The sequence below is a fragment of the Terasakiella sp. SH-1 genome (assembly GCF_004564135.1).
Classification (GTDB): Bacteria; Pseudomonadota; Alphaproteobacteria; order Rhodospirillales; family Terasakiellaceae; genus Terasakiella.
This window is the reverse complement of record NZ_CP038255.1, coordinates 410,110-436,744: the sequence shown is the minus strand read 5'-3', so window position 1 is coordinate 436,744 and position 26,635 is coordinate 410,110. Positions and strand designations below refer to the sequence as shown.

24 protein-coding genes are annotated in these 26,635 nt (G+C 48.9%); 12 read left to right on the top strand and 12 right to left on the bottom strand.

The features are described 5' to 3' along the window. Window positions 1–13 precede the first annotated feature (13 nt). Genes E4K71_RS01985 through fsa form a run of 3 tightly spaced genes read right to left on the bottom strand, consistent with a single transcriptional unit; the run spans window position 14 to window position 2,398 of the window. Window positions 14–991 (bottom strand): tyrosine recombinase XerC, encoded by a 978-nt coding sequence (locus E4K71_RS01985; RefSeq protein WP_240796860.1) that lies wholly within the window; start codon window positions 989–991, stop codon window positions 14–16. A gap of 2 nt (window positions 992–993) precedes the next feature. Next, window positions 994–1,692 carry a DUF484 family protein gene (locus E4K71_RS01980; RefSeq protein ID WP_135075791.1) on the bottom strand — a complete coding sequence of 233 codons (699 nt, stop codon included), beginning with the start codon at window positions 1,690–1,692 and terminating at the stop codon, window positions 994–996. Window positions 1,693–1,741: 49 nt separating this feature from the next. Next, entirely contained in the window at window positions 1,742–2,398 is a 657-nt protein-coding gene (fsa, locus tag E4K71_RS01975) for a fructose-6-phosphate aldolase (protein ID WP_135075789.1), read from the bottom strand. A gap of 240 nt (window positions 2,399–2,638) precedes the next feature. On the opposite strand from fsa, the gene E4K71_RS01970 reads away from it, so the two are divergent. From E4K71_RS01970 to rlmJ, 8 genes are all read left to right on the top strand, one after another. Beyond that, the gene (locus tag E4K71_RS01970; protein WP_240796859.1) at window positions 2,639–4,843 is read left to right on the top strand and encodes a primosomal protein N'; all 2,205 of its coding nucleotides are present in this window, start codon (window positions 2,639–2,641) and stop codon (window positions 4,841–4,843) included. Between the two features lie 284 nt (window positions 4,844–5,127). Beyond that, window positions 5,128–5,688, top strand: coding sequence for a F0F1 ATP synthase subunit delta (locus E4K71_RS01965; RefSeq protein ID WP_135075783.1), 561 nt, complete (start codon window positions 5,128–5,130; stop codon window positions 5,686–5,688). Further along, window positions 5,688–7,220: a F0F1 ATP synthase subunit alpha gene (gene atpA / locus E4K71_RS01960; protein ID WP_135075780.1), complete on the top strand. Its 1,533-nt coding sequence runs from the start codon at window positions 5,688–5,690 to the stop codon at window positions 7,218–7,220. The genes E4K71_RS01965 and atpA overlap by 1 nt, the downstream gene beginning before the upstream one ends. A 35-nt stretch (window positions 7,221–7,255) precedes the next feature. Further along, a complete protein-coding gene (locus E4K71_RS01955; RefSeq protein WP_135075777.1) occupies window positions 7,256–8,152 on the top strand; it encodes a F0F1 ATP synthase subunit gamma in 897 nt (298 codons plus the stop codon). Window positions 8,153–8,194: 42 nt separating this feature from the next. Beyond that, window positions 8,195–9,619, top strand: coding sequence for a F0F1 ATP synthase subunit beta (gene atpD, locus E4K71_RS01950; protein WP_135075774.1), 1,425 nt, complete (start codon window positions 8,195–8,197; stop codon window positions 9,617–9,619). Between the two features lie 33 nt (window positions 9,620–9,652). Beyond that, on the top strand, window positions 9,653–10,057 hold the full coding sequence (locus E4K71_RS01945; protein ID WP_135075771.1) for a F0F1 ATP synthase subunit epsilon: 405 nt from the start codon (window positions 9,653–9,655) through the stop codon (window positions 10,055–10,057). A gap of 121 nt (window positions 10,058–10,178) precedes the next feature. Continuing rightward, window positions 10,179–10,418: a hypothetical protein gene (locus E4K71_RS01940; RefSeq protein WP_135075768.1), complete on the top strand. Its 240-nt coding sequence runs from the start codon at window positions 10,179–10,181 to the stop codon at window positions 10,416–10,418. Window positions 10,419–10,431: 13 nt separating this feature from the next. Then, complete coding sequence (rlmJ, locus tag E4K71_RS01935; RefSeq protein WP_135075765.1) at window positions 10,432–11,199, top strand: 23S rRNA (adenine(2030)-N(6))-methyltransferase RlmJ; 768 nt, start codon at window positions 10,432–10,434, stop codon at window positions 11,197–11,199. An 18-nt stretch (window positions 11,200–11,217) separates the two neighbouring features. On the opposite strand, the gene E4K71_RS01930 is transcribed toward rlmJ, so the two are convergent. The 5 genes from E4K71_RS01930 to uvrB are packed head-to-tail and all read right to left on the bottom strand — an operon-like array spanning window position 11,218 to window position 16,184. Beyond that, window positions 11,218–11,922 (bottom strand): glycerophosphodiester phosphodiesterase family protein, encoded by a 705-nt coding sequence (locus E4K71_RS01930; RefSeq protein WP_167730208.1) that lies wholly within the window; start codon window positions 11,920–11,922, stop codon window positions 11,218–11,220. After that, complete coding sequence (locus E4K71_RS01925) at window positions 11,922–12,989, bottom strand: PLP-dependent cysteine synthase family protein (protein ID WP_135075759.1); 1,068 nt, start codon at window positions 12,987–12,989, stop codon at window positions 11,922–11,924. Before E4K71_RS01925 ends, E4K71_RS01930 begins: the two co-directional genes overlap by 1 nt. A 5-nt stretch (window positions 12,990–12,994) precedes the next feature. Then, window positions 12,995–13,612, bottom strand: a complete 618-nt coding sequence (locus E4K71_RS01920; RefSeq protein ID WP_135075756.1) for a LysE family translocator — start codon at window positions 13,610–13,612, stop codon at window positions 12,995–12,997. A 38-nt stretch (window positions 13,613–13,650) separates the two neighbouring features. Continuing rightward, complete coding sequence (gene arfB / locus E4K71_RS01915; protein WP_135075753.1) at window positions 13,651–14,067, bottom strand: alternative ribosome rescue aminoacyl-tRNA hydrolase ArfB; 417 nt, start codon at window positions 14,065–14,067, stop codon at window positions 13,651–13,653. Beyond that, window positions 14,064–16,184, bottom strand: coding sequence for an excinuclease ABC subunit UvrB (uvrB, locus tag E4K71_RS01910; RefSeq protein WP_135075750.1), 2,121 nt, complete (start codon window positions 16,182–16,184; stop codon window positions 14,064–14,066). Before uvrB ends, arfB begins: the two co-directional genes overlap by 4 nt. 124 nt (window positions 16,185–16,308) lie before the next feature. On the opposite strand from uvrB, the gene ppk2 reads away from it, so the two are divergent. After that, the gene (gene ppk2, locus E4K71_RS01905) at window positions 16,309–17,307 is read left to right on the top strand and encodes a polyphosphate kinase 2 (protein ID WP_135075747.1); all 999 of its coding nucleotides are present in this window, start codon (window positions 16,309–16,311) and stop codon (window positions 17,305–17,307) included. Window positions 17,308–17,360: 53 nt separating this feature from the next. On the opposite strand, the gene E4K71_RS01900 is transcribed toward ppk2, so the two are convergent. Further along, on the bottom strand, window positions 17,361–18,116 hold the full coding sequence (locus tag E4K71_RS01900) for a transporter substrate-binding domain-containing protein (RefSeq protein WP_135075744.1): 756 nt from the start codon (window positions 18,114–18,116) through the stop codon (window positions 17,361–17,363). Between the two features lie 192 nt (window positions 18,117–18,308). Here E4K71_RS01900 and E4K71_RS01895 point away from each other — a divergent pair, with 192 nt between their 5' ends. The 3 genes from E4K71_RS01895 (at window position 18,309) to E4K71_RS01885 (ending at window position 23,399) form a co-directional block, all read left to right on the top strand. Next, on the top strand, window positions 18,309–19,511 hold the full coding sequence (locus E4K71_RS01895; RefSeq protein WP_135075741.1) for a pyridoxal phosphate-dependent aminotransferase: 1,203 nt from the start codon (window positions 18,309–18,311) through the stop codon (window positions 19,509–19,511). 155 nt (window positions 19,512–19,666) lie between these two features. Further along, a complete protein-coding gene (locus tag E4K71_RS01890; protein WP_135075738.1) occupies window positions 19,667–21,433 on the top strand; it encodes an EAL domain-containing protein in 1,767 nt (588 codons plus the stop codon). Between the two features lie 268 nt (window positions 21,434–21,701). Then, window positions 21,702–23,399 carry a cache domain-containing protein gene (locus E4K71_RS01885; RefSeq protein ID WP_135075735.1) on the top strand — a complete coding sequence of 566 codons (1,698 nt, stop codon included), beginning with the start codon at window positions 21,702–21,704 and terminating at the stop codon, window positions 23,397–23,399. A gap of 38 nt (window positions 23,400–23,437) precedes the next feature. On the opposite strand, the gene E4K71_RS01880 is transcribed toward E4K71_RS01885, so the two are convergent. The 3 genes from E4K71_RS01880 to E4K71_RS01870 are packed head-to-tail and all read right to left on the bottom strand — an operon-like array spanning window position 23,438 to window position 26,576. Continuing rightward, window positions 23,438–24,292, bottom strand: a complete 855-nt coding sequence (locus E4K71_RS01880) for an isocitrate lyase/PEP mutase family protein (protein ID WP_135075732.1) — start codon at window positions 24,290–24,292, stop codon at window positions 23,438–23,440. A 6-nt stretch (window positions 24,293–24,298) separates the two neighbouring features. Further along, the gene (locus E4K71_RS01875) at window positions 24,299–25,702 is read right to left on the bottom strand and encodes a malonyl-CoA decarboxylase (RefSeq protein ID WP_135075729.1); all 1,404 of its coding nucleotides are present in this window, start codon (window positions 25,700–25,702) and stop codon (window positions 24,299–24,301) included. A 1-nt stretch (window position 25,703) separates the two neighbouring features. Then, window positions 25,704–26,576, bottom strand: coding sequence for a serine/threonine-protein kinase (locus tag E4K71_RS01870; protein ID WP_167730206.1), 873 nt, complete (start codon window positions 26,574–26,576; stop codon window positions 25,704–25,706). Window positions 26,577–26,635 lie beyond the last annotated feature (59 nt).

Sequence of the window (26,635 nt, the reverse complement as noted above, 5' to 3'; positions counted from 1 at the left end):
AACGAGAACTTCTTTACGCCCGTGGGTGTGCCTTTTTGTATTCCGCATTCAGCTTGGCAGCATCCACGGCTGTATAGCGCTGTGTTGTTGAAAGGGACGCATGGCCCAACAATTCCTGTATCGTGCGTAAATCACCGCCGCCTGCCAACAAATGGGTGGCAAAACTATGGCGTAGCGCATGAGGTGTGGCATTTTCCGGTAAATTCAACAAGGGACGTAATTTGCGGATTTGACGCTGGATCACACCGGGGTCAAGTGGCTTGCCCCGTGCCCCGACAAACAAGGCATCACGTTGTTTTAGCTCAAACGGACAAGCTTCGCGGTAGGCTTTAATCGCTTCGATCACCAAAGGTAAAACAGGGACCAAACGTTCTTTTTTGCCCTTCCCGACAATGCGCATTACATCGCAGGTCGGTGCATCTTTTTGTTTCAGGCTCAAGGCTTCCCCAATACGCAAACCACAGCCGTATAATAATGTCAAAACCGCTGCATCACGTTTGGCAATCCAGGATAATCCCCGGCTTTCATGCCAATCACCATCGCTTAACCCTTCAATCGCATCCATGGAGACCACGGCCTCTTGCTGGCTCAAAGCTTTGGGGACCGCTTGTGTTTGCTTGGGTGTACGCACCGCAGCCAAAGCCGGGTTTTGCAAGATATTTTCACGATCTAGGTATTTGAAAAAATTACGCAAGGTCGACATCTGTCGATTAATCGAACTGCGCGCAATCCCGCTTTCCGTACGATCAGCAAGAAAGCCCCGAAAATCAGCTGCTGTAAAGGTGCGTAAATCTTCCACACCGGCTGGATACCCCAGCAGATTTTGTGCAAAAATAAAAAAGGCGGAAAGATCACGCAAATAGGCATCCAGCGTATGTTTAGAGGCCCGACGTTCGCTTTCCAGCCATGTGCGCCAATTGGCAACCGCCTCTTTTAAGGCGGGTTCACAATCAAATGTGATACGGTCCAAAGCTTCCTTGCTTGTCGCCAATTTTATTCATCCATGTCACTGGCACTGAGCCAACGTTCCACCAGAATTTCCGCCACACGCGCCATAAAGGTAATCAATTCCGTTCCCTGATGGGGATGAAATGAGTTTTCATCCCGTGCCCCCAAGATTAACACCCCCGCAGGCATTGTTTCTGTGGAATACAGGCGTGCAATGGCAACAGAACGCACAAGATCACGTGCCGCCCCAAACAAAGGATCACCGGGTTGAACCGATGCCACCAAAGAAACATCCTGATCCCCAAGGCGTCTTTGCACCTCCCCAGCGGGTAATAAGACAGGCATACCTTCAGCGGACATATCAATCGTTTCCACAGCCCCTTCCAAGGCAATCGCCGCCATATCAATATCAAGTAAAATCGGCAATTCATCCTGAACGATCCCAATCAATTCATCCAGTGTGCGTGCTTCCAACATGGCCAGCACCGCCTCATGGGTCGCCATCTGGATAGACATGTTGGAACGGGAATTATCCACCAGCATGTCCTGCTTGGCCCGCAAGCGCTTTAAGGCTTCATGTTGAAGATCAACAATCTGTTCCCCGCTATAGCGTGCAGGCAGTTCAAGCACTTCCAGCAAAGCCTTGTTTTCCACAAAAAAGTCAGGATTTTTCTGCAAATACACCACCACATCCTGATCGCTCAGGGGGAGTTGACCTGTTGAACCCTCTTTTTCGCCAGACATGCTTGAACCTTTCACACTACTTTAATATCTTTGATCTGTTTTTTTCAGATCACAAAATACTTTGCCCTGTTTTCGCCCAGTCGGCTTCAAAAGCCGCCAGACCTTTATCTGTCAGCGGATGGTTAAACAACTGCCACAGGGCCTTAGCCGGAACCGTTGCCACATCTGCACCAGCTTGAGCCGCTTGAACCACATGGAGTGGGCCACGCACAGACGCTGCCAGAACTTCGGTTTGCAGGTCCGGGTAATTGGCATAAATTTCAACAATATCTTCAATCAAGGACATCCCGTCCTGTCCCAAATCATCCAAGCGACCGATGAATGGGGACACAAAGGCCGCACCGGCTTTAGCCGCCAGCAAGGCTTGAGCCGCAGAGAACACCAGGGTCACATTGACCTGACAGCCATCATCAGACAGATGCTTACAAGTTTTAATGCCATCACGCGTCATCGGGACTTTAATCGCGACATTATCAGCGATTTTGCGCAGAACGTCAGCTTCTTTCATCATGGTTTCAAAATCAGGGGCCGTGACTTCGGCACTGACCGGACCATCCACAATCTTACAAATTTCTGCGACAACCTCCAAAAACGGGCGACCCGATTTTGCAATCAAAGACGGGTTGGTGGTGACACCATCCAACAAGCCCACATCGGCCAATTCCTTGATTTCGGTTACATCAGCGGTATCAACAAAAAATTTCATAAGTGAAGCTCCACATTTCTTGTTATCTTCGAAAATCTTTTTTCCAAAGACCTTATTAAAAGAGACCCCTATATTTCACGAACAGGGTGTTTCTATGAAATTGCCGTTTTAAAGTGATAAGGTAAAGACTTTATGACATAAAAACGCATAATATCATTTTTTCGTTGTCCTTGTGCAGACAAGGGCCTTTTTCATTTGGTTTTACAAATCCCCGCATTCGCGAGGATGACAAGGTTAGACGTGTCCCTTTTTGCCGATCAGGAACGACGCATCAGCGTCCTTCTTCCCCTGCCCTTAAGCGGGGTTTATGACTATGCGCTACCACCGGGTATCGAAGTCAGTGAAGGCGATTTTGTCACCGTGCCATTGGGCCCGCGTGAACGCACGGGTGTTGTTTGGTCCTTAGAAGCCGAAAACCCAGACCTGCCCTTTGAAAAACTGAAAAACGTTATTGAAAAACTGGACCAGCCCCCTATTCCGGCCCCGTCGCGCAAATTTATTGACTGGGTGACACGCTACACCCTGCAACCTGCCGGTTCTATTTTAAAAATGGTCATGTCGGTGCCCGGTGCCCTCTCTGACCCTGCCCCAAAAACTGCTTATATAAAGTCACCTCATCAGCCTGACGGGTTAAAACTCACCAAAGCCCGTGAACGTGTTCTGTCTTTTATGGAGGGTATGCCCCCCATGGCCGCCAGCGACATTGCGCGTGAGGCCGGGTGCGGTACCTCCGTCTTAAAAGGATTACTTGAGGCTGGGGCCTTAAATTCACTCCATATCAGTGACCCCAGCCCCTTTCAGGAACCGAACTGGCAACAGGATGGTTATGAACTGGCCCAACAACAAAAAGTCGCTGCCGATGATCTGGTTGCCAAAACCGAACGGGCGGGCGGCGAGAATGGCTTTAATGTCACCTTATTAGACGGCGTGCCTGGTTCCGGTAAAACCGAGGTTTATTTTGAAGCCATTGCCATGGCCCTATCCAAAGGCAAACAGGTGGCAGTCTTGCTACCGGAAATCGCCCTGTCGTCCCAATGGCTGCAACGTTTTAAAAAACGCTTTGGTGTAGAACCCGCTGTGTGGCATTCCGACATCGGCCAATCCATGCGCAAAAAAACATGGCGCGCCATTATTCGTGGGCAGGCCCATGTGGTGGTCGGGGCACGCTCTGCCCTGTTTTTGCCTTATAAAGACCTTGGCCTGATTATCGTGGATGAAGAACACGATGCGTCTTTCAAACAGGAAGAAGGCGTCATATATAATGGGCGCGACATGGCCGTCGTGCGTGCCCAGATGGGGAAATGCCCGGTGGTTCTGGCCTCTGCCACCCCCTCGCTGGAAACAGTGGTTAACAGCTGGGATCATCGCTACGACAATCTTCACATGCCTGCACGCCATGCCAATGTCCCCCTGCCTGCGGTGGAAACGGTTGACCTGCGACTCGATAAACCGGAACGGCAAAAATGGCTCTCGCCCAGCCTGATCAACGCGATTAAAGAGACCGTCGCCAAAGGGGAGCAAGTCATGCTCTATCTCAACCGCCGCGGCTATGCCCCTTTAACCTTATGCCGCTCTTGCGGGCATCGTCTGCAATGTCCCAACTGCACAAGCTGGCTGGTGGAACATCGCAAGGCCGGGAAACTGCAATGTCATCACTGCGGTTTTTTCACCCGCCCCTTGCATAGCTGCCCAAACTGCGAGTCAGAAGGAAATTTTGCAGCCTGCGGCCCCGGTGTAGAACGACTGGCCGAAGAAGTGGCCGAAACCTTTCCCGACTTACGCGCCATTGTTGCCGCCAGTGATACCGTGACCTCCCCCGCACAAGCTGCCGAATTGGTCCGCAAGATCGAAGATCATGAAGTCGACCTTCTGATCGGCACACAAATGGTGGCTAAAGGCTACCACTTCCCCATGCTTACACTGGTCGGTGTCGTCGATGCCGACCTGGGCCTGTCCGGTGGAGATTTACGCGCCAGTGAACGCACCTACCAACTGCTGTATCAGGTGGCTGGACGCGCAGGACGCGGTGATCGCCCCGGCACTGTCATGCTGCAAACATTTATGCCGGACCATCCAGTCATGAAAGCCCTGAAATCGGGTTTGCGTGACCGTTTTCTTGAATGCGAAGCCGAAGCACGCAAAACCGCAGGCATGCCCCCCTTTGGCCGCCTCGCTGCCCTGATTGTTTCCGGTGAAGATGAAGTGCTGGTTGATGAAACCGCCAACGCACTGGGGCGCAATGCCCCACATGGTCAGGGCATCCTTGCCCTTGGCCCTGCCCCTGCCCCCTTGGCGATGATCCGGGGACGACATCGCCGTCGCCTGCTCCTCAAGACAGATAAAAACATCCCTATTCAAGCCATCCTGAAAGACTGGCTGGAAAGAACTGCACCGGGACGCAGCGTGCGTGTACAGGTCGATATCGACCCCTATAGTTTCTTGTAAGAATCTTGCGCATAGATTCCCGCTCAGGTGGGCTCGATTCCCCAACAAAAGAGCCCTCAAAAAGGCCCATTCTGGTATGACCACAGTTGAGAATCCGCCTTATTTTCCCACGGTTTCGATTAATTTGCACATGCAAGAGATGGTTGCTTGCATCTTGGGGCGACGGTGTGTTATGACACCGCTACTCATTTGCTAAGTGTTTTTGCTTAGGAGAAGGGTATCGTCGTTTGGGGACGTGCACCGCATGTCCCTTCGGGTGGACCAAATGTCGAGGGCTGTCCCAAGTGGCTTCTAAAGCACAAGGTGCAAGCGGACTTGCCGGTCGTTATTCTCAGGCTCTTTTTGAGCTTGCTGTGGATAACAACGCGGTTGATCAAGTGGCTCAGGATCTTTCTGACCTGTCAGCTATGCTGGCGGAATCGGAAGATCTCTCCAAACTTGTTCATAGTCCTGTGATCGCACGCGAAGAACAAGGCCGAGCCATGACTGCTGTCATGGACAAGGCACAAATTTCAGATCTCACGAAAAGATTTATTGGAGTGGTGGCACAAAACCGTCGCCTCTTTGAACTTGAAGGCATGATTATCGGCTTTCAGGCGCTTCTTGCTGAGCACAAAGGCGAAGTTACAGCTTCTGTAACTTCTTCTAAAGCGCTGACGCAGAAGCAAGTTGATTCGTTGACCGCTTCCCTCAAGGAAGCAATTGGCAGTGATGTCGCTGTTGAACAGAAGGTGGACCCTGCAGTACTTGGCGGTTTGATCGTCAAGGTCGGTTCACGCATGGTTGATTCTAGCCTGCGTACCAAGCTGCAACATCTTCAACTCGCCATGAAAGGGGTTGGGTGATGGAAATCCGCGCCGCGGAAATTTCTGCGATCCTCAAAGATCAGATCGCTAATTTCGGAACCGAAGCTGACGTAGCTGAGGTTGGTCAAGTATTGTCTGTGGGTGATGGTATCGCCCGCGTACATGGTTTGGATAACGTTCAAGCAGGGGAAATGGTTGAATTTCCTGGTGGCTTGAAAGGTATGGCACTGAACTTGGAAACCGACAACGTCGGTATCGTAATTTTCGGTGATGACCGTGCTATCAAAGAAGGCGACACAGTAAAACGTACTGGCGCCATCGTGGAAGTACCGGTTGGTAAGGGCCTTTTGGGTCGCGTTGTTGACGGTCTGGGTAACCCGATCGACGGCAAAGGCCCGCTGGAAGACGTTACAAACCAGTTGATGGAAGTAAAAGCGCCGGGCATCATCCCGCGTAAATCCGTACACGAGCCTGTACAAACTGGCCTGAAAGCTGTTGACAGCTTGATCCCGGTTGGTCGTGGCCAGCGTGAATTGGTAATTGGTGACCGTCAGACTGGTAAAACAGCCATCATCCTTGATGCAATGTTGAACCAGAAGAACGTAAACGACAACGCTAAAGATGAAAGCGAAAAGCTTTACTGTGTTTACGTTGCTGTTGGTCAAAAACGTTCTACTGTTGCTCAGCTGGTTAAAGTTCTTGAAGAGAACAACGCTCTGGAATATTCCATCGTTGTTGCTGCGACAGCTTCTGAACCTGCTCCGATGCAGTTCCTTGCACCGTACTGTGGCGCTGCCATGGGTGAATACTTCCGTGACAACGGCATGCACGCCCTGATCGGTTACGATGACCTGTCCAAACAGGCCGTTGCTTACCGTCAGATGTCCCTGCTGCTGCGTCGCCCTCCTGGGCGTGAAGCTTATCCGGGTGACGTATTCTATCTTCACTCTCGCCTGCTTGAACGCGCTTGTAAAATGTCTGACGACATGGGTGCCGGTTCTTTGACAGCTCTGCCTGTTATTGAAACACAAGGTGGTGACGTATCTGCGTTTATTCCGACAAACGTGATCTCCATTACAGACGGTCAGATCTTCTTGGAAACTGAACTGTTCTATAAAGGTATCCGTCCGGCCGTAAACGTTGGTCTGTCTGTATCTCGTGTAGGGTCTTCTGCGCAGATCAAAGCCATGAAACAGGTTGCGGGTTCCGTTAAACTGGAATTGGCCCAGTATCGTGAGATGGCTGCGTTCGCACAGTTTGCTTCTGACCTTGATGCGTCCACTCAGCAACTGCTGGCACGTGGTGAGCGTTTGACTGAGTTGCTGAAGCAGCCGCAGTTCTCTCCGCTTCCGGTTGAAGAGCAAGTTGTTTCCATCTTCGCTGGTGTGAATGGTTACCTCGACGGTATCGCTGCTACTGACGTAAACCGTTTTGAAGCTGCTATGCTTGACGACATTCGCGCAAATGGTTCTGAAATTCTTTCCACTATCCGTGGTGAGAAGAAGCTCAGCGATGAGACAGAAGAAAAACTTAAGAAGTACCTAGACGACTTCACTAAGTCTTTCGCCTAATTAAGTTTCATCGTTGAAGAAGAGGAAATAGGCATATGCCAAACCTCAAGGACCTAAAAATCAGGATCGACAGTGTCAAATCGACACAGAAGATCACTTCGGCCATGAAAATGGTGGCGGCGGCGAAACTGCGTAAAGCCCAAATGGCAGCAGAATCGTCTCGCCCCTATGCCGAGCGCATGGAAGCAATGGTTGGGGCTCTTGCAAAGAGCTTCGACGGTGTGGATGGCGCTCCGGAACTGCTGGCAGGTAACGGCAAAGACGAAAAGCACCTCATCGTGCTGGTGTCTTCTGACCGTGGTCTGTGTGGCGGTTTCAACGCAAACATTGGTCGATATGCCCGGAATAAAATTGCCGAGCTTCAAGAAGCTGGCAAATCCGTAAAAGTCTTGTGCTTGGGGCGCAAAGGTCGTGATCAGGTTAACCGTCAATTCGGGGATACAATCCTTGAAACAATGGAAGACCTGACCAAGAACGGCGCGCAATATACAGACGCTGATTCTATCGCACTTCGCATTCGTACAATGTACGAAGAAGGTGAAATCGACGTATGTACTGTCGTATACAACAAGTTTGTATCCGCCATTACACAAGAAGTAACGCCGCTGCAAGTCATTCCTTTCCAGGTTGCTGAACAAACTGAAGAAGCAACTGAGGAAGAAGGTGCTGAACTGAAAGCTCTTTATGAATATGAGCCTTCAGAAGAAGATATCCTGGAAGAACTTTTGCCGCGGAACCTTTCGGTACAGATCTTCCGCGCCATGCTCGAAAGCTTTGCTTCTGAACAGGGTGCTCGTATGGCAGCCATGGATAATGCGACACGTAACGCAGGTGAGATGATTAACGGTCTCACACTGACTTACAACCGCGCACGTCAAGCTGCAATTACGAATGAACTGATCGAAATCATTTCCGGCGCTGAAGCGCTGTAACCGTAAGACGCAAATTTATTTGCGAAGTAGGAGTTTTTTGCGATGAGCAAAAATATTGGTAAGGTAACTCAGGTACTGGGTGCGGTAGTCGACGTACAGTTCGACGACGTCCTGCCTGAAATCTTGTCCGCTCTGGAACTTGAAAACCAGGGCAAACGTCTGGTGCTGGAAGTTTCTCAGCACTTGGGTGAGAACACAGTTCGTTGTATTGCGATGGACACAACTGACGGCATGGTTCGCGGTCAGGAAGTTGTGGACACTGGTGCACCGATCTCTATTCCAGTTGGTCCGGAAACGCTGGGTCGTATCGTAAACGTTGTTGGTGAAGCCATCGACGAACGCGGTGAGATCAAGACTTCCAAAGGCACACTGCCGATCCACCGTGAAGCACCGGAATTCGTAGATCAGTCTACGGAAGCTGAAATTCTCGAAACAGGCATTAAAGTTATTGACCTTCTCGCACCATATGCGAAGGGTGGTAAAATTGGTCTGTTCGGTGGTGCGGGTGTAGGTAAAACCGTACTTATCATGGAATTGATCAACAACATCGCGAAAGGCCACGGTGGTTTCTCCGTATTCGCCGGTGTTGGTGAGCGTACTCGTGAAGGTAACGACCTGTACCATGAGATGATCGAATCTGGCGTTATCAAGCTTGACTCTGATGACTCTAAAGCGGCTCTCGTATACGGTCAGATGAACGAACCTCCTGGGGCGCGTGCTCGTGTTGCTCTGACTGGTCTGACAATGGCGGAATACTTCCGTGATGAAGAAGGCCAAGACGTACTGTTCTTCGTTGATAACATCTTCCGTTTCACACAGGCCGGTTCTGAGGTGTCCGCACTTCTGGGTCGTATCCCGTCTGCGGTAGGTTATCAGCCGACACTTGCAACAGAGATGGGTAACCTTCAGGAACGTATTACGTCCACGAAAAAAGGTTCTATTACATCCGTACAAGCGATTTACGTACCTGCCGATGACTTGACTGACCCGGCGCCGGCTACGTCATTCTCTCACTTGGATGCGACAACCGTACTTAACCGTTCCATCGCCGAGCTCGGCATCTACCCTGCGGTAGACCCACTTGACTCCACGTCTCGTGTACTTGAGCCGCGCGTAGTTGGTGAAGAGCACTATAAAGTTGCTCGTGAAGTACAGCGTATTCTGCAAACATACAAATCTCTGCAAGACATCATCGCCATCCTTGGTATGGACGAACTGTCTGAAGAAGATAAGTTGGTTGTAGCACGTGCTCGTAAGATCCAGCGTTTCCTCTCTCAACCGTTCCACGTAGCGGAAGTCTTCACAGGCTCCCCTGGTAAATACGTTAAACTGGAAGACACTATCAAGGCGTTTACAGGTATCGTAGCTGGTGAATATGATCATCTGCCAGAAGCTGCTTTCTACATGGTTGGCGGTATCGAGGAAGCTCTCGAAAAAGCCAAGAAAATGGCTGCTGAAGCTGCCTAATTTAGACAAAACAACTAGCCAGGAGACAACACAATGAGTGATAAAGTTCAATTCGAACTCGTTTCCCCGGCCAAGCTGCTTCTGTCTGAAGAAGTCGAAATGGTTGTGGTTCCGGGCGGCGAAGGTGACTTCGGTGTCCTGCCCGGGCACACGCCGATGCTGACGACGGTTCGTCCCGGCATCATCGACATCTACGAAAACGACAAAGTTGCGAAACGCATTTTTGTCGAAGGCGGTTTTGCTGAAGTTTCTGAAGAACGTTGTGCCGTTCTGGCGGAAGAAGCTATTGCGCTTGATGAACTCGATCGCGATCATGCTGAAGCCCGTCTGCAAAAGGCAAATGACGACCTTCAAGCAGCTGACAATGATGTCACCCGTAAAGTTGCCGAGCGTGAGCTTGCTGCTGCGGAAGCCATGGTTGCAGCCTGCGGTGCTTAATTAAGCACATCAGAAACAAAAGAATTGGGGTGTATGGTTCTTCCATACACCCTTTTTCTTTGACTCTTCCCTTTAAGACACCTAGCCTTTTTATATTGAAATCAAAATACAGGAGAGGTTCGTGTCACACTCATTTGCCTATAAAGATTTCGTTGACTATCGCGCAAAACTCAATCTCGCATTAGATGATATTGCCAAGGATAAAAAGTCAGCCGCCAGCAATCGCCTGCGTGCGGTGATCAAACATTTAGATGATATGGAAGCCAACCGTGACCAGCTCAACTGTGAAAGCATTGGCCGTTTAAATCATTTACAAAAGATGGCCCATGAAGTAGACGGTGTGCTCCATCCACCCAAATAAAGCGCACTTTTAAATGCTCAGTTACCAGCACGGTTATCACGCCGGAAATTTTGCCGATGTGCATAAACACACGGCCCTTTGTCTTGTTCTGAAATCTCTAGGTCAACAGTCCAGACTTGTCACCTATATGGACAGCCATTCCGGCTGTGGTCTTTATGACCTAAGTGGGGAACAGGCCCAGAAAACGGGTGAATGGAAAGAAGGGATTGGTCGTCTTTCAGATCAGGGCGTAACGAACCCGGCGTTAGCTGATTACGTGGATCTTGTCTCCAGCTTTGGCCCCCAGTGTTACCCCGGCTCCCCTGCCCTTATGCAAAAACGGATGGCCGATAATCATCGCGCCCTTTTTTTTGAATTTCATCCCAATGAATATCAGGTCCTGCAAAACAATATGGGTGAAGACAGCCGCCTGAAGCTGCTGAATAAAAATTCACTGGACGAGCTGGTGAACTATCTGCCGAACCGTAAAGCGCCCGGTTTATTGTTAATCGACCCGTCTTTTGAACAAAAAGAAGAATATGACACCATTGCCCGCTTGGCCGTCAACTCCCATAAACGCTGGCCGGGTGCAACAACTATGGTTTGGTATCCCATCCTGCCCGAAGGCCGCCATCAGGATTTGAAAAGTAAACTCAAAGGGGCAAAATGCTACGAGCTGATTGGCCCGAAAAAAGAACGGGGCATGTATGGCACCGGGCTCGCCATTTTCAATCCCCCAGATGACTTTGACCAGACATTTGAAGGCGCAGAACAAGAAATGAAAAAATGCCTCTTTCCCTAGGGTCCTGGCCCTAAGAGCCTAACGCAACTGGTCTGGCAAGTCACTGAATAGACCATCGACCCCCAGCGCCCACAGCTTTTCGGCCTGTTTTTTTTCATTCACGGTAAAAACATACAGTTCACGCCCTGTCGCCTTCACCTGATCAATTACCTCTTGTGTTATGTGCTTAGACCACAAATGGATGGAGACCGCTTCCAGTTCATCGGCAAGGACCCGCCAGTCTTGGGGCAAATCATCATAAATAATCCCCAGCGGGCAAGCTGGCTTTTGTTTGTGAAAAGCTTTTAACGCACCCACATCATAACTGGAAACAAGATACTTACCTGACTCTTTTAACAATTCGGCAACACGTGCCCCCAAATGTTCGCCTTCCCCACGATGGGTTTTAAGCTCAATATTAAAACCGAGGTCTAACGCCTGACAACAGCTCACCGCATCCCTTAAAAGCGGAATGTGTTCACCTACAAAGCGCCCATCGTCAAACCAGTACCCAGCATCCAGCGTGATCGCATCTTTCCAGTTTTGTTCACGAATAAACCCGCTGGCATCACAACAACATCGGTCCAGTGTATCGTCATGAAACAACACCACTGTTTCATCAGCCAATAAGGTGGCATCCGCCTCCACCCATGTGCAGCCCACACGCGCAGCATCACGAATACCTGCCAATGTATTTTCCGGCGCATGGCCCGCACAACCCCGATGGCCAATAATCGGGGCCATTAACATGCTGCCCACACACCTGTCTTGTAAGCCTGTTCCAGTAGCTCTAAATGAGGTTCTAGATCAAATCCTTGTGCCGCCACCCAATCTGCATTGTAATAGGTATCAATATAACGTTCGCCGGGATCACAGATCATGGTGACCACAGAGCCCTTTTCCCCGCGGGCCTTCATCTCGCACATCAATTTAAGAGTGGCATAGAAATTCGTCCCTGTGGACGCCCCGCATTTACGCCCCATCACTTTTTCAAGAAAATGAATGGCCGCAATACTGGCCGCATCAGGCACCTGTTCCATATGATCCACCACGGTGCGAATAAAGCTCGGCTCCACCCGTGGACGGCCAATCCCCTCAATACGCGGGCTATGGGGCGAGGTTAAGTCCTGATCACCTGTTTGGAAATAGTCATAAAAAACCGAATTATCCGGGTCTGCCACACAGAGTTTTGCCGCACCAAACTGGCGGGAATAATACCGTTTATATCGCCCAATCGTGGCCGATGTCCCCCCTGTGCCAGCACTCACAACAATCCAGCTTGGCACCGGATGCTGCTCTCCGCTCATCTGTGCGAAAATACTGTCCGCAATATTATTGTTGGAACGCCAATCGGTTGCCCGTTCAGCATTCGTAAACTGATCCATATAATAACCATTGCACTCATCAGCCAGCGCCTGTGCTGCACTGTATATTTCATGAGGTTCCACCAAATGGCATTGCCCGCCAAAAAACTTAATCTGATCCAGTTTGGCTTTGGCCGTCGCTTTTGGCACAACCGCAATAAAAGGAAGTCCGAGGAAACGGGCAAAATAAGCCTCTGAAATCGCCGTACTGCCAGATGAAGATTCAATAATCGTCGTCCCTTCATTGATCAGGCCATTGCAGACCCCGTAAAGAAAGAGCGAACGGGCCAAACGATGCTTTAAACTGCCGGATGGGTGGGTTGATTCATCCTTGAAATAAAGGTCAATTTCCTGACATCCCGGCACAGGGTGATGGATCATATGGGTATCGGCAGACCGGTTATAATCCGCCTCAATACGGCGCATTGTTTCATTCAGCCAGCTCATCGCGCCTATTCCTCCGCCATCATGAAGACCCCGGCTCCAGTCAACAAACCACCAGAAACAAAGTTCAACGCCCGCATGGGAGTTTCTGATTTCAGCAAGGTACGGGCCTTGGATGCGCTGAACGCCCAGCCAAAATTACACAAACAGAAAACCGCCGGGACCAAAATAGCCGCAACGACTGTATCGCTAAAAGCCAAGGCTTCCATATCAATAAAGGTGGGCAGGAAACCCACATAAAAAGCCACTAGTTTCGGATTGCCCAATGTCACCAGCAAACCACTCATAAAACCTGCCCCTTTGCGAGATTGTCTGGGGATTTTCACTTCCATATTTTGATCAAACGCATGGCGAAGGGCACCGATGCCAAGATAGATCAGATAAAGCGCGCCTACATATTTAATCACAAGGAAAAGGGTCGAATAGGTCGCCGCCACATACCCAAGGCCGGAAACAGCGGCTAACAACCAGATCAGGTCGGCAACAAAAACACCCCCAAGAAAACCGAACGTCGACTGAACCCCGCTAAACAATGCACGCCCAACAAGGGCCGCGACCACCGGACCGGGAACAAGGCCAAGAATAATAGTTGCCACAACAAGGCCAAACAGCGCTTCGATATCCATAGGTGTACCTCCGAATAATAAGTGGAGACAGGATACGCTTAAAACCGAACTTTGCCACGCCCTTTTTTTAATTCACTTGTCCGTTTCTTACCATCTAGTCGACGCCTTTTCGAAGCCAAAGTAGGCTTTGTTTTCCGTCGCCTCTTCGGGGGAATAACAGCTTGGGCAATCATCTTGATAAGACGGGCACGGGCATCTTCCCTGTTTAATTCCTGAGTACGAAATTGATGGGCGGTTATGACAATCTCACCATTTTGCGTCATCCTGCTACCCGCAATTTTTTGTAGACGCAAAAAAACGGCATGATTTATCACAAGACTTTTGCGTGCATTAAAACGCAACTGCACCGCCGTCTCTGTTTTGTTAACCTTCTGCCCTCCACTACCGGGGGAGCGGATGAACTTTTCTTCAAGCTCAGCCTCATCAATGGAAATACTATCCGTTATCCGCATCATGGCCCACGGCGTTTTTTCTTCTTTTTCTTGCCCCCGACACCTGCGCGTTGGGCCGCACCCTTGGCAACACCGGCACGATCAAGGCCCAGATCACTGGCTTCCAGACGGCGAATTTCATCGCGCAGACGGGCAGCTTCTTCAAATTCCAGATTGGCTGCGGCCTCTTTCATTTTCTTATCCAGCTCCGCCAGAACTGTTTTCAGGTCTTTACCAACCAGATGGTCTTCCCCAGCGGCCCCCGTATCAACGGTCAGATAATCGCCTTGAGACACATCATCTAACACATCAGTGATATTAGATTTCACCGTTTGTGGCGTGATGCCGTGTTCTTCATTATAGGCTTGCTGCTTGGCGCGGCGACGTTCTGTTTCGCCAATGGCATAATCCAGACTTTCCGTCATCTTATCGGCATAGAGCACAACCCGGCCATTGATATTACGCGCAGCACGGCCAATGGTCTGAACCAATGAACGTTTGGAACGCAGGAACCCTTCTTTATCCGCATCCAAAATGGCCACAAGCGAACATTCCGGAATATCCAGACCTTCACGTAACAGGTTGATCCCAACCAGCACATCAAAGGCCCCAAGGCGCAAGTCCCGGATAATCTCAATACGTTCCAGCGTATCAATGTCAGAATGCATATAGCGCACGCGCACGCCCTGTTCATGAAAATATTCCGTCAGGTCTTCGGCCATGCGTTTGGTCAAGGTCGTGACCAAAACCCGCTCCCCTCGTGCGGCTGTTTCCTTACATTCATTAAGCAAGTCATCCACCTGGGTTTCCACCGGACGCACAATACAGACCGGGTCAATCAGGCCCGTGGGACGGATCACCTGTTCGGCAAAAACCCCACCAGTGCGTTCCATCTCCCAATCACCAGGTGTGGCAGAAACAAAGACCGACTGAGGGCGCATATGGTCCCATTCTTCGAATTTAAGCGGGCGGTTATCAACACAACTGGGCAAACGAAAGCCATACCCTGCCAAGGTACTTTTGCGATTATAGTCACCGCGATACATGCCACCGATTTGCGGCACCCCCACATGACTTTCATCGACAAACAACAAGGCATCATCAGGCAAATATTCAAACAGGGTTGGCGGTGGTTCCCCTTCATTACGATCGGTCAGATAGCGTGAATAGTTTTCAATCCCTGAACAGAACCCCGTAGTTTCAATCATTTCCAGATCAAAAATGGTCCGTTCTTCAATACGCTGTGCTTCAATCAGTTTATTGTTATCCTGAAACCATTTCACCCGTGCCTTCATTTCATCTTTGATCTTTTTAGATGCCTGCATCAGGGTTGGACGCGGGGTGACATAGTGGGAATTGGGGTAAACCGTGACCTTTTCCAGGGTGGTAATTTTCTCCCCCGTTAAGGGATCAAATTCCCAGATGTCTTCCAGCTCTTCGCCAAAGAAAGACAAACGCCAGGCGCGGTCTTCAAAGTGAGAGGGGAAAATTTCAATAATATCACCACGTACACGGAAAGATCCCCGCTGGAAATTATTGTCATTGCGCTGATATTGCAGCTCCACCAACCCCTTCATTAAATCGCGCACTTCATATTCACCACCGGATTCAATGGCGAGTGTCATTTCTGAATAGGTTTCCACCGCCCCGATACCGTAAATACAAGAGACAGATGCTACAATGATGGTATCGCGATATTCCAACAGAGACCGAGTCGCCGCATGACGCATCCGGTCAATCTGTTCGTTAATCGAACTATCTTTCTCAATATAGGTATCAGTCTTGGGAACGTAGGCTTCCGGCTGATAATAATCATAAAAGGAAACAAAATATTCCACATGATTATCAGGAAAGAAACTTTTCATCTCCCCATAAAGCTGGGCCGCCAAGGTCTTATTTGGGGCCAACACCACGGCCGGGCGTTGTAATTTTTCAATCACATGGGCAATGGTAAACGTTTTCCCTGATCCTGTAACCCCAAGTAGAACCTGATCTTTTTCTCCCTCTTCAATTCCTTTAACCAGTTCGGCAATGGCTTCGGGCTGATCGCCAGCAGGATCATATTCGCTGACCAGTTTAAAATCCTTTCCCCCTTTGGGGATGGGATGCTTGGGTGAGGTAAAGACTGTTTCATTTTCCATACCTATGGATATATCAAACTCCATCGTTTTTTTTTAGAATAAATTTGCTTTTTCTCAGAATGCCCCGCACACTGCTTTCTACATTACGATAGGAAACAGGAAGAATAGAAAAAGGGGAAATGCAATGGCATCCAAGAAAACATCAAAGCAACTCGACAATATCGTCACTTTGGACCCGGACACACAGGATGATGCGCTGATTGAGCAGGAAATGATCGCAACCGATAATCTGGAACTGATCAAACCTTCAGGTCGCGATGCGGAAAAGTTCAAAGGCAAAAAAGGCGGCAAGAAAAAAATCAAACAAATGGGAACCGGATTACTCAACGGCACACCCATTGACCAGCTTGATGGATTGGATGCCCCCCTGACAAAAATCAGAACCGCAGATTATCTGGAAATCATTGCCCCACTTCATGTGGAATTGCTGAAAATGCAAAACCACGTCAAAGTCAGCGGACAGAAAATCCTGTCTATTTTTGAGGGGCGTGATGCGGCCGGTAAAGGCGGTACGATCAAACGCTTTATTGAACATCTCAACCCACGGGGCTGTCAGGTGGTTGCTCTGGAAAAACCGACGGACCGTGAACGTTACCAGTGGTATTTCCAACGTTATGTTCAACACCTGCCAACTGCGGGGGAAATCATTTTGTTTGACCGTTCCTGGTATAACCGGGGCATGGTGGAACGCGTCATGGGCTTTTGTGACCCCGATGATGTCAAAGAGTTCCTGCGTTCTGTGCCGGAATTTGAACGCATGCTGTATCGCAGCGGCCTGAAAATGTTCAAATTCTATTTCTCTGTCTCAAAAACAGAACAGGCCCGCCGCTTTGCCAGCCGGGAAAATGATGTCCTGAAACAATGGAAACTCTCCCCTGTGGATAAGGAATCCCAAAACAAGTGGGATGAATATACCAAGGCCAAAGAAGATGTTTTCTTCTATACCGATACCAAGGAAGCGCCCTGGACCATTGTGAAATCCGATGACAAGAAACGTGCACGGATCAATGCCATTCGTTATTTCTTAAGCCAAGTCCAATATGAGGGCAAAAACGAAGAATTGCTCCAGTGGGACCCCCGCATTATCCGCACGACAGAACAGGAACTGGACGTAGAAGACTAAGCGCCTATCCTATACCCATTAGGTCGTTCTCAAGGAGCAAACCCGAGAACGGCCTAATGGCTTTCCTTACCTGTAAAATCATAATAGTGCTGATAAAGCTGATCTGCATAACCTGAAAGAAACAAGGCATTAAGCGCAATTCGGATTTTTTCAGCCTTTTCAGGAGCAAAGTCTTTGCCTGCAACCATCCAGGCTTCAATTGCCGTAACAGGTTTGCCGAAATAAATATTGAGCTGGCGTAATTGCTCTTGTTCTTCAAAGTTTTTGAAACGATAGCGGCTTTCGTTTAATTCCCCATACCAAGCCTGTGTTCGCCCGGAAAGAAACAGCTTGCCCAGTTTTTCATCCCCCTTAAAAAGGGAGAGATTCTGAAACCCCTTTTGCCTTAACACCGTTTCAAAAAACGTATTTTTCCAAACGCCGAGACTGTCTAGCCCCTTGGCTGTTTCAAAATCATCAATGCTTTGGTTAAGAGATACAAATCCGATCTCTGCCTTAAAAATGGACCTGATCCAGGTATAGGACTCTTCGCGCTGTTGTGTGCGCCCCAATGGAAGCATGACTGCTTTTGGGTCACGTGATGCTGTTTTCACCAGCCGTGACCAGGGTAAAAAACGGATCTCGTAACTTAACCCTGCTGCCTGCAAGGCATGTTCGGCCAATTCACGCCCCATCCCTTTTTCAGCCTCACCCGGCATACTCATTCCTGCAATATCAGACAGGAAAAGGTGCACATCCACCTCTTCTGCCTGCGAAGAAGAAAGTGGCAGAATGACAAAAGCCAAGAACAAAAAGAGGTGCCTAAACATTCCTTAATTCTATTGCAAAGTCGATTTCAGGGCAAGTTAGCGAAATGGGGAAGAAATTGTCACAAAACTGCCAATAAACCTTGCGTCAAAGAAGACTCAGGCGTAGGGTCTGTTCAAATGGTTTGATGATTCTTTTCATCGGACTAACTCTATTTTTTATTATCCATACCTCTTTGAAAAGGTTTGCCTCTCATGTCTTTTCTCGCTGAAAAATTGTCCCGTATCAAACCGTCCCCGACGATTGCCGTTTCAACAAAGGCTGCTGAACTGAAAGCTGCTGGTCGTGATGTCATCGGTCTGGGTGCCGGAGAACCTGATTTCGACACACCGCAACATATCATTGATGCAGCTGTTCAGGCGATGAAAGATGGCAAAACCCGCTATACTGCCGTTGCCGGAACACCAGAACTGCGTCAGGCAATCTGTGACAAGCTGAAACGCGACAACGACCTGAGCTACACGCCGGATCAAATCTCTGTTGGCTGTGGGGGCAAGCAAACCATTTACAATGCGCTGATGGCGACATTGAATGATGGTGATGAAGTCATCATCCCGGCCCCATACTGGGTATCTTACCCGGATATCACGCTGCTGGCAGGTGGGACACCGAAGTTTGTGGATTGCTCGGCTGAAAATAACTTCAAGCTGCAACCGGCTGATCTGGAAGCTGCGATCACTGATAAAACAAAATGGGTCATCCTGAACTCCCCATCTAACCCGACAGGTGCGGCTTATTCCCGTGACGAGATGAAGGCCCTGACGGACGTGCTGGTCAAACATGAAAATGTTTGGGTGATGACTGACGATATGTACGAACTGATCGTTTATGATGATTTCGAATTCGTCACACCGGCACAGGTTGAACCCAAACTGTTTGATCGCACACTGACACTGAATGGTGTATCCAAAGCCTACTGCATGACAGGCTGGCGTGTAGGGTACGCAGCAGGCCCGGTTGAAGTGATCAAGGCAATCAACAAAATCCAGTCTCAAAGCACAACACATACGTGTTCCATCGCACAGGCCGCAGCCGTGGAAGCCCTGAACGGATCACATGATTTTGTGGCAAAACATAATGACGTGTTTAAAGGCCGTCGTGATCTGGTTGTGAAAATGCTCAACGAGGCAGAAGGTCTGGAATGTCAGACACCGGAAGGTGCTTTCTATGTCTATCCGTCTTGTGCTGGCCTAATCGGCAAAACAACACCGGATGGCAAGACAATCGAAAATGATGAAGATTTTGTCACTTACCTGCTGGAAACAGAAGGTGTCGCTGCGGTTCACGGTGCAGCCTTTGGCTTGTCTCCGCATTTCCGCGTCTCTTATGCGACAAGCAATGAATTACTGAGCGAAGCCTGCACACGCATTCAACGCGCCTGTGCCGCCCTGAAATAAGCTTCTTTCAGCATCACACAAAAAAACAGCGCAAAGCAGATTGCTTTAGCGCTGTTTTTTTGTGTCTGGTCATTCCCCACACAATGATTTAAAGTAATTCTAATGAGTAACTTATAGAAATATCTTCAAACACATAGCCCCCGGCCCCTGATTATATGACACAGGAAATTGACAGTCTGAAAAGAGAGATCACCGCTCTCAAAAGCAAGCTCGTTGCCCAACGTCGCGAAGTTGCACGTTATCGCATGCTGTCTTCTGTCTTCCAGTCTGCTACCCAGCCCATTGCCTTGGTCAATACCAATTTCCAGATCATCAGCGTCAACCCGGCCTTTTGTAAGCTCACCGAATATGACGAAAGCGAGATTCAGTTCTTCCCCATCAATGCCATGATTGCCCATCATAAACGGGGGGAACTTTGGCCTAGAGTTCAAACCAGCCTGGAACAGGAAGGCCATTGGGAAGGACTGTTATGGAATGAAGGAAAGACCGGAACAGTCTATCGTGTTGATACCCATATCCACAGTCTGGATAACGACGACCCGGATATGGCGAATTATGTCTTTTTCTTCCGAGATGTTACCCAGGAAAAAGAAACCGAAGAAAAACTCGCCCATCGCAGTAATTACGACCTGATCACAGACCTGCCCAACTGGAACCTGTTTCTCAACCATTTCATTAATGCGCTTTATACCTCTGGTCAAAAAGGGTCCCAAACGGCCCTGCTGTTCATTGGGCTGGATGGGTTCAAAATCATCAATGACACAATGGGGCATACAATTGGGGACAAGCTGTTACAGGAAGTCGCCATTCGTTTTAGCAATACGTTAAGTAAAGAAACCACTGTTGCGCGCTTCAGTGGCGATCAATTTACCGCTGTCATTCCCGATATTAAAAATGATGAACAGACCCGATTGGCGGCTGAGGCCACCCTCGCCAGCCTGCATCGGCCCTTTGATATCGAAAATGAGGAAATCCATATTTCCTGCTCAATCGGTATTTGCAGCTGGCCCGGTGATGGCGATGATGTGGAAACCCTGCTGCGCAATGCAGACAGCGCCATGAACAAGGCCAAAGAGTCTGGGCGAAATACCTATCATTTCTTTACCCCCGACCTTGATGCCAAAGCCCAGGCCAAACGCACCCTTGAGATTGACCTGCGCAAGGCGGTGCAAACATTTGATGAATTTCATGTGGTCTATCAACCCATTGTTGATCTAAAAACAGGGCATATGAAAAGTGCCGAAGCACTGGTGCGTTGGCACAATGCAGAACGTGGTCTGGTTTCCCCTGATCAGTTTATCCCCTTGGCCGAACAGAACCATCTGATTGTTCCCATTGGGGAATGGGTGCTGGAACAAGCCTGTCGTGAAATCAAGGGCTGGTCTGATCAAAGCCATAGCCCCTTTCGTGTGAGTGTCAACCTGTCCAGCCGTCAGTTTCGAGAAGCCAACCTACCTGATATCATTAAGGGTGTTTTAAAACGCACCGGGTTTAACCCCAATCAGCTTAGTCTTGAGATCACTGAAACCCTGATGATGGAAAATATCGAAGATGCACTGGTGATCCTTCATGAACTCAAAGCCATGGGCGTGCGCCTTTCCATTGATGACTTCGGCACCGGATATTCCAGCCTGAATTACCTCAAACGTTTCCCCCTTGATACCCTGAAAATTGATCGCATGTTTGTGCGTGATGTCACCAGCAATCCGGAAGACGCCGCCATGGTCAGTGCGATTCTCACCATGGCACAGAGTCTTGGCCTTGAAGTTGTCGGTGAAGGCATCGAAACAAAAGAGCATAATGATTTTTTATTGGGCAAAGGCTGCCAGCTCGGTCAGGGCTATTATTATAGCCGCCCGCTAAAGATTGAGGAATTCAATCTTTTTGCTGAAAAAAGGGCATTTAGAACCAAAGCCAAATAGTAGAATTTCAACTTATATTAATTAAAGCTTTCAGATAAAAAACAAAACCAGCGGCTTACTTATAAGTCAATTCAGACACTTTTGACTTTCAACAAAATCAATTTGTAATTGCAAATAGCACAAACTTGATGCATAAGCATCACGTTTGCGTCATCCTATCTTCATGGATAGGATAGACAAACTTAACAATTAAAAAACTAATACAATTAGACATAATCTAGGCACAATTACCTACGATTTTAAAGAGCGGGTAACAAAGGGGGGCATCATGTTCTTAGACAGACTGAACATCGGTTCAAAAATCTGGCTTCCAGCAATTATATTTACGGTTGCACTTATCAGCGTGGCTGCATTTTCAGCCAACAACATGCATGAAATCCTTTTCACCGACCGTCAGGATAAAGTCCGCAGCGTCGTTGAAGAAGCCCATAGTATCATTGAAAGTTATGCCCAAAAGGCACGTTCTGGCGCAATGGGGCTAAAAGAAGCCCAAGATACAGCCAAGGAAATTATCAAGGCGATTCGCTATGACGGGAAAGAATATCTATGGATCAATGATATCGACACCGTCATGATCATGCATCCGATCAAACCTTCCTTGGATGGTAAAAACCTCTCCAAGCTCCAAGATAAAAACGGCAAATATTTTTTCTCGGAATTTGTGAAAACGGTTAAAACCAATAACGGTGCAGGTTTTGTCGATTATCTTTGGCCCAAGCCCGGCTTTGACGACCCCGTAGAAAAAATTTCTTATGTCAAACTGTCGCGAGACTGGAGCTGGATTGTGGGCAGCGGCCTGTATTTGGACGATGTTGAAGAAGCCTTTCACAGCCAGTTCCGCTTTTTTGCCCTGATTGTAGTTGCTGCCCTGATCATTGCAGGAGGGATGTCCTTTCTTATTGCCCGCAATCTCAGCAATGGCATCACGCAAATTTCCGGTCAAATGGAAGAACTCTCCACTGGAAAGCTTGATATCGACATTATGGGAAAAAACCGTGGGGATGAAATTGGCATGATGGCCAATGCGGTTGAAGTCTTTAAACAAAATGCCCAAGATGCTGAAAAATTGCGCAATCAACAGGAACAGGCCCGCCAGCAAGCTGAAAAAGAACGCAAGGAGAGCATTCTGTCTCTCGCCGTTAATGTGAATGAACGCATGCATGGTGTCGTCGAACAAATCACCCATGTGGTCGACAACCTTGGGGCCTCAGCCGGGGACATGCATCATAATGCGGTTGAAACCAACAAGGAAAGTACCGCAGTTGCTAAAATCTCTCAGGAAACATCGCAGAATGTTCAAACCGTTGCGGCAGCAACAGAAGAGCTGAATGCCTCTTCCGGTGAAATCGGCAGGCAAGTTGAACACACCAACCAAACCGCAGAAAGCGCTGCCCATGAGGCCCAGCAAACCAATGAGGTCATTCAAAGCCTGAGCAGCGCAGCTGGCAAAATTGGTGAAGTTGTGGTCATGATTCAAGATATTGCCGAACAAACCAACATGCTGGCGCTGAATGCGACCATTGAAGCCGCACGTGCTGGCAGTGCTGGTAAAGGCTTTGCCGTTGTGGCCTCGGAAGTGAAAAACCTTGCTAATCAAACGGCACAGGCGACTCAGGAAGTTTCCCAACAAATTACCGAGATTCAGGCCCGTACAGATCAGGCTGTCCATGCAATCGAAGGCATTACAGCCACCATTACCAATGTACGTGATGCCTCTTCGGCCATTGCCGCAGCTGTCGAAGAACAACATGCCTGTATTCAGGAAATTAGCCGGAATGTGCAGGAAGCCTCAAATGGTACAGAAGAGATTTCCGTCCATATTGCTGCGGTCTCTCAAGATGCCGATAAAACAATGACGTCGGCCACAGAAGTTCAGGAAGCCAGTAACGAACTGCGCAACAGTTCAGCCATGCTGGATGAAACCATGAACAACCTGATTACCGACCTAAAAACAAGTGCCCAATAAAAGTTTAGGGCGGGAATACACGCCCTAGGGTCCTGACCCTAAATCTTGTACTTGTCTTCAGCTCCATAATATTCAGGAAAACCGACAACCTCTTGCAGATGGGCGAAACTTGCCAGATTGGAAGGGTGCTTCCCTGTTTTTAACTCTTCCAAAGCCTGTTCCATCGCTTTTAAGGCCGATAGCATCAAGGTCAATGGATAAGCCGCAATCTTATAGCCCATCGCTTCCAGTTCAGCAGGGGCCAAAACAGGTGTCTTGCCCTGTTCCACCATATTTGCCATCTTGGGGGCGCTGATTTCCTCACAGAAACGTTTCATTTCTTCAACACTTTGAGGGGCCTCAAGAAACAGAATATCCGCACCGATCTCTTCAAAAGCTTTCATACGCCTGATGGCTTCGTCCATACCTTCGGTTTCTCGCGCATCGCTTCGTGCCATAATCAAAATATCGGCCCCCTCATTACGGGCATCAACCGCAGCCTGAATACGCATGCAGGCTTCGTCAAACCCAACGGTCTGCTTGCCCTTCGTATGACCACAGCGTTTTGGGGAAACCTGATCCTCAATCATAATACCTGCAAACCCGGCTTGGGCATATCCTGCCACTGTGCGTTTCACATTTAAGCCATTGCCATATCCGGTGTCCCCATCTCCAATCACCGGCAATGTTGTGGCCTGACAAATCGCACGTCCTTGATCCACCATTTCCCCATAAGACAACAATCCGGTATCCGGCAGGGCTGTGCGTGCAGCAGAAACGGAAAAACCACTCATAAACGTTAAAGGGTAGCCTGCACGTTCCACAAGTTTTGCACTCATCCCATCAAAACAGCAGGGCATCATTAAAAACGCATCACGATTAAGTAATGTGCGCAATTTCTCAGCAGCATTCACAGCGCTTTATCCTTTTTTCAATGTCTTGATCTGGGATGAACTTTTAATTTTGCCATCCCCGCTATAAGCTTCGTGATTGCTTTCAATTTCCTTGAGCTTATAGAGATAATTGATCATCAAGCCGGCTGATTGCTTCATCCCTTTTTCAGAAATATCCCCCAGCCAGTTCAAACGTTCCATACGCGCCCCGTTGGTGAGATGGAAATGGGCCACCGGATCGAGTGTCCGCGTGCCTTTGCGTTTAGCTTGCGTCAAATAACGCACACACAAACGCATGAGCGGCCCCTTCAAGGCATCATGGGCCTGGTCATTCTCATGCCAACCTTTTTGCGCCAACAAGGATTTCAATCCCCCCTTGGCCCCTTTTTGACCACTGGCTGTTTTCAAAGCCTCGCGTTCCTGCGTAAGCAACAAAGTGCTATCCCCTTCGGCCAACACTTTATCCAGCCATCTCCGAAAGCCTGGAATGGGCGATAAAGTTGCGAAGTTTCTCAAGTTGGGCAATTCCTGTGACAAATTGCCGACCACTTTCTTAATCAGAAAATTACCAAAACTGATCCCGGCCAACCCGGCTTGTGCGTTTGAAATGGAATAGAAAATCGCCGTATCCGCCCCATGAGGGTCCAAGAGCGGGGCTTCTTCATCCAATAATTCCTGCACATTATCCGCCATACCGTTCACAAGAGCGACTTCCACAAAGATTAACGGTTCATCCGGCATACGCGGATGGAAAAAGGCAAAGAGACGGCGATCACGTTCCAGACGGTTTTTCAAATCGGACCAGCTTTGAATAGAATGCACAGCCTCATATTCAATGATCTTTTCTAAAACAGCTGCTGGTGAATTCCACGTGATACGATGCAATTCCAGAAAGCCCACATCAAACCATGAAATCAACACATCCTTAAGGTCGCGTTCAACAACTTTCAAACTCGGCTCTTTCTTTGCCAGCACCATCAGTTCTGCACGCAGGTCCACAAGGAATTTCACCCCCTGAGGCAAGGCATTGAACTGTCGCAACAAGCGCATGCGGTCCGGCTCCAACGTACGGCGCAGTTCAATTTCATAGTCCCGCTTGATCTCTTCATCATCGGCACTTTGAAAATTGTAAATGGCCTGAGCAACAACTTCGCGGTCCGTCCCAAAATCATCGGCAAGGATTTTCATAAAACGCAGGCGCCCCTCTTCATTTAAATCCAGATATGCCTGTCCTAAGGCAGCAGCACGTTGACGGGCTGAAACCTCCCCCCCTTTGGCCTGCAAGCACGCACTCATTTGTTCACGCACCTGATTAATCTGATGATCCGGCAAATCGGCTTCCAACTGTGAAAGTTCATCATGCGAACCGGTTTGGGCGATCTCCCGCCATGGCAAACGCCAGCTTTTAATTTTTTCCAGTATATCTGCCATACTATCCTCCCCTGCGTCTCAAATCCGCGCGAATAGGCGCAAGTTCCGTTAAAAAGGCCAATGCATTTATAGGGCGTCTTTTCACTTTGCGCGACATTGATCTCATGATTAAATCATTAAGCGCTTCTGGCACAGCTGCCACATCTTCCTTAGGACCGCTAAACACACCTGCGGGCAGATGACCAACCAGCATCCGATAGCCCATCACCCCCAAGGCATAGATATCGGCTGTGGCCTTTACATCCATGGCACTGCGTTTTTGTTCCGGGGCAATATAATCTTCCGTCCCAATCCAATAGCCCCCTAGAGATTCTTCTGAATTGGGGAATTTCACCATGCCGGGATCACATAGTTTCACCAAACCCTTTTTCTTTTTTGTCAGCAAAATATTCGCAGGTTTTATATCGCGATGAACCAATCCCCGCCCATGAAACGCGGCCAAGGCACTGGCGGTTTGATACAGGATTTCAACACTGCGCAGCACCGTCAACTGCCTTGCCAAAGGGGCATCCTGTAATTCAGGGGCATAATGTTCCAGATCGCCATCCACCCCCATTTCATAGAGCAGATTTGTTTCCACATATGGCATGACATAAAAAGGCTTCTCCTCCCATGTAGAAAGCTCGCGCAAACTAATCACATGAGGGTGGTCTATCTGGGATAACAGCTTGGCTTCACGAATAAAGCGGCGTTGCCAGCTTTCCCGGCTATAGGGCAGTTTTTTCAACAAACGTTCTTTGATCAGAAAAATTTTAAGCGCGACCTTTTGTTCAAGGTCCGGGTCAAAACCTTCATATAGATCAGCACTCCCTGTGGAACGGATCACACGTTTCACAAGGTACTTTCCAATCTTGTCATAAGCAGCTTTGGGCATTTGTCTCATCAAGATAGAAGAACAAATAACAATGACTTAGGCAATAAAAAAGGGTGATG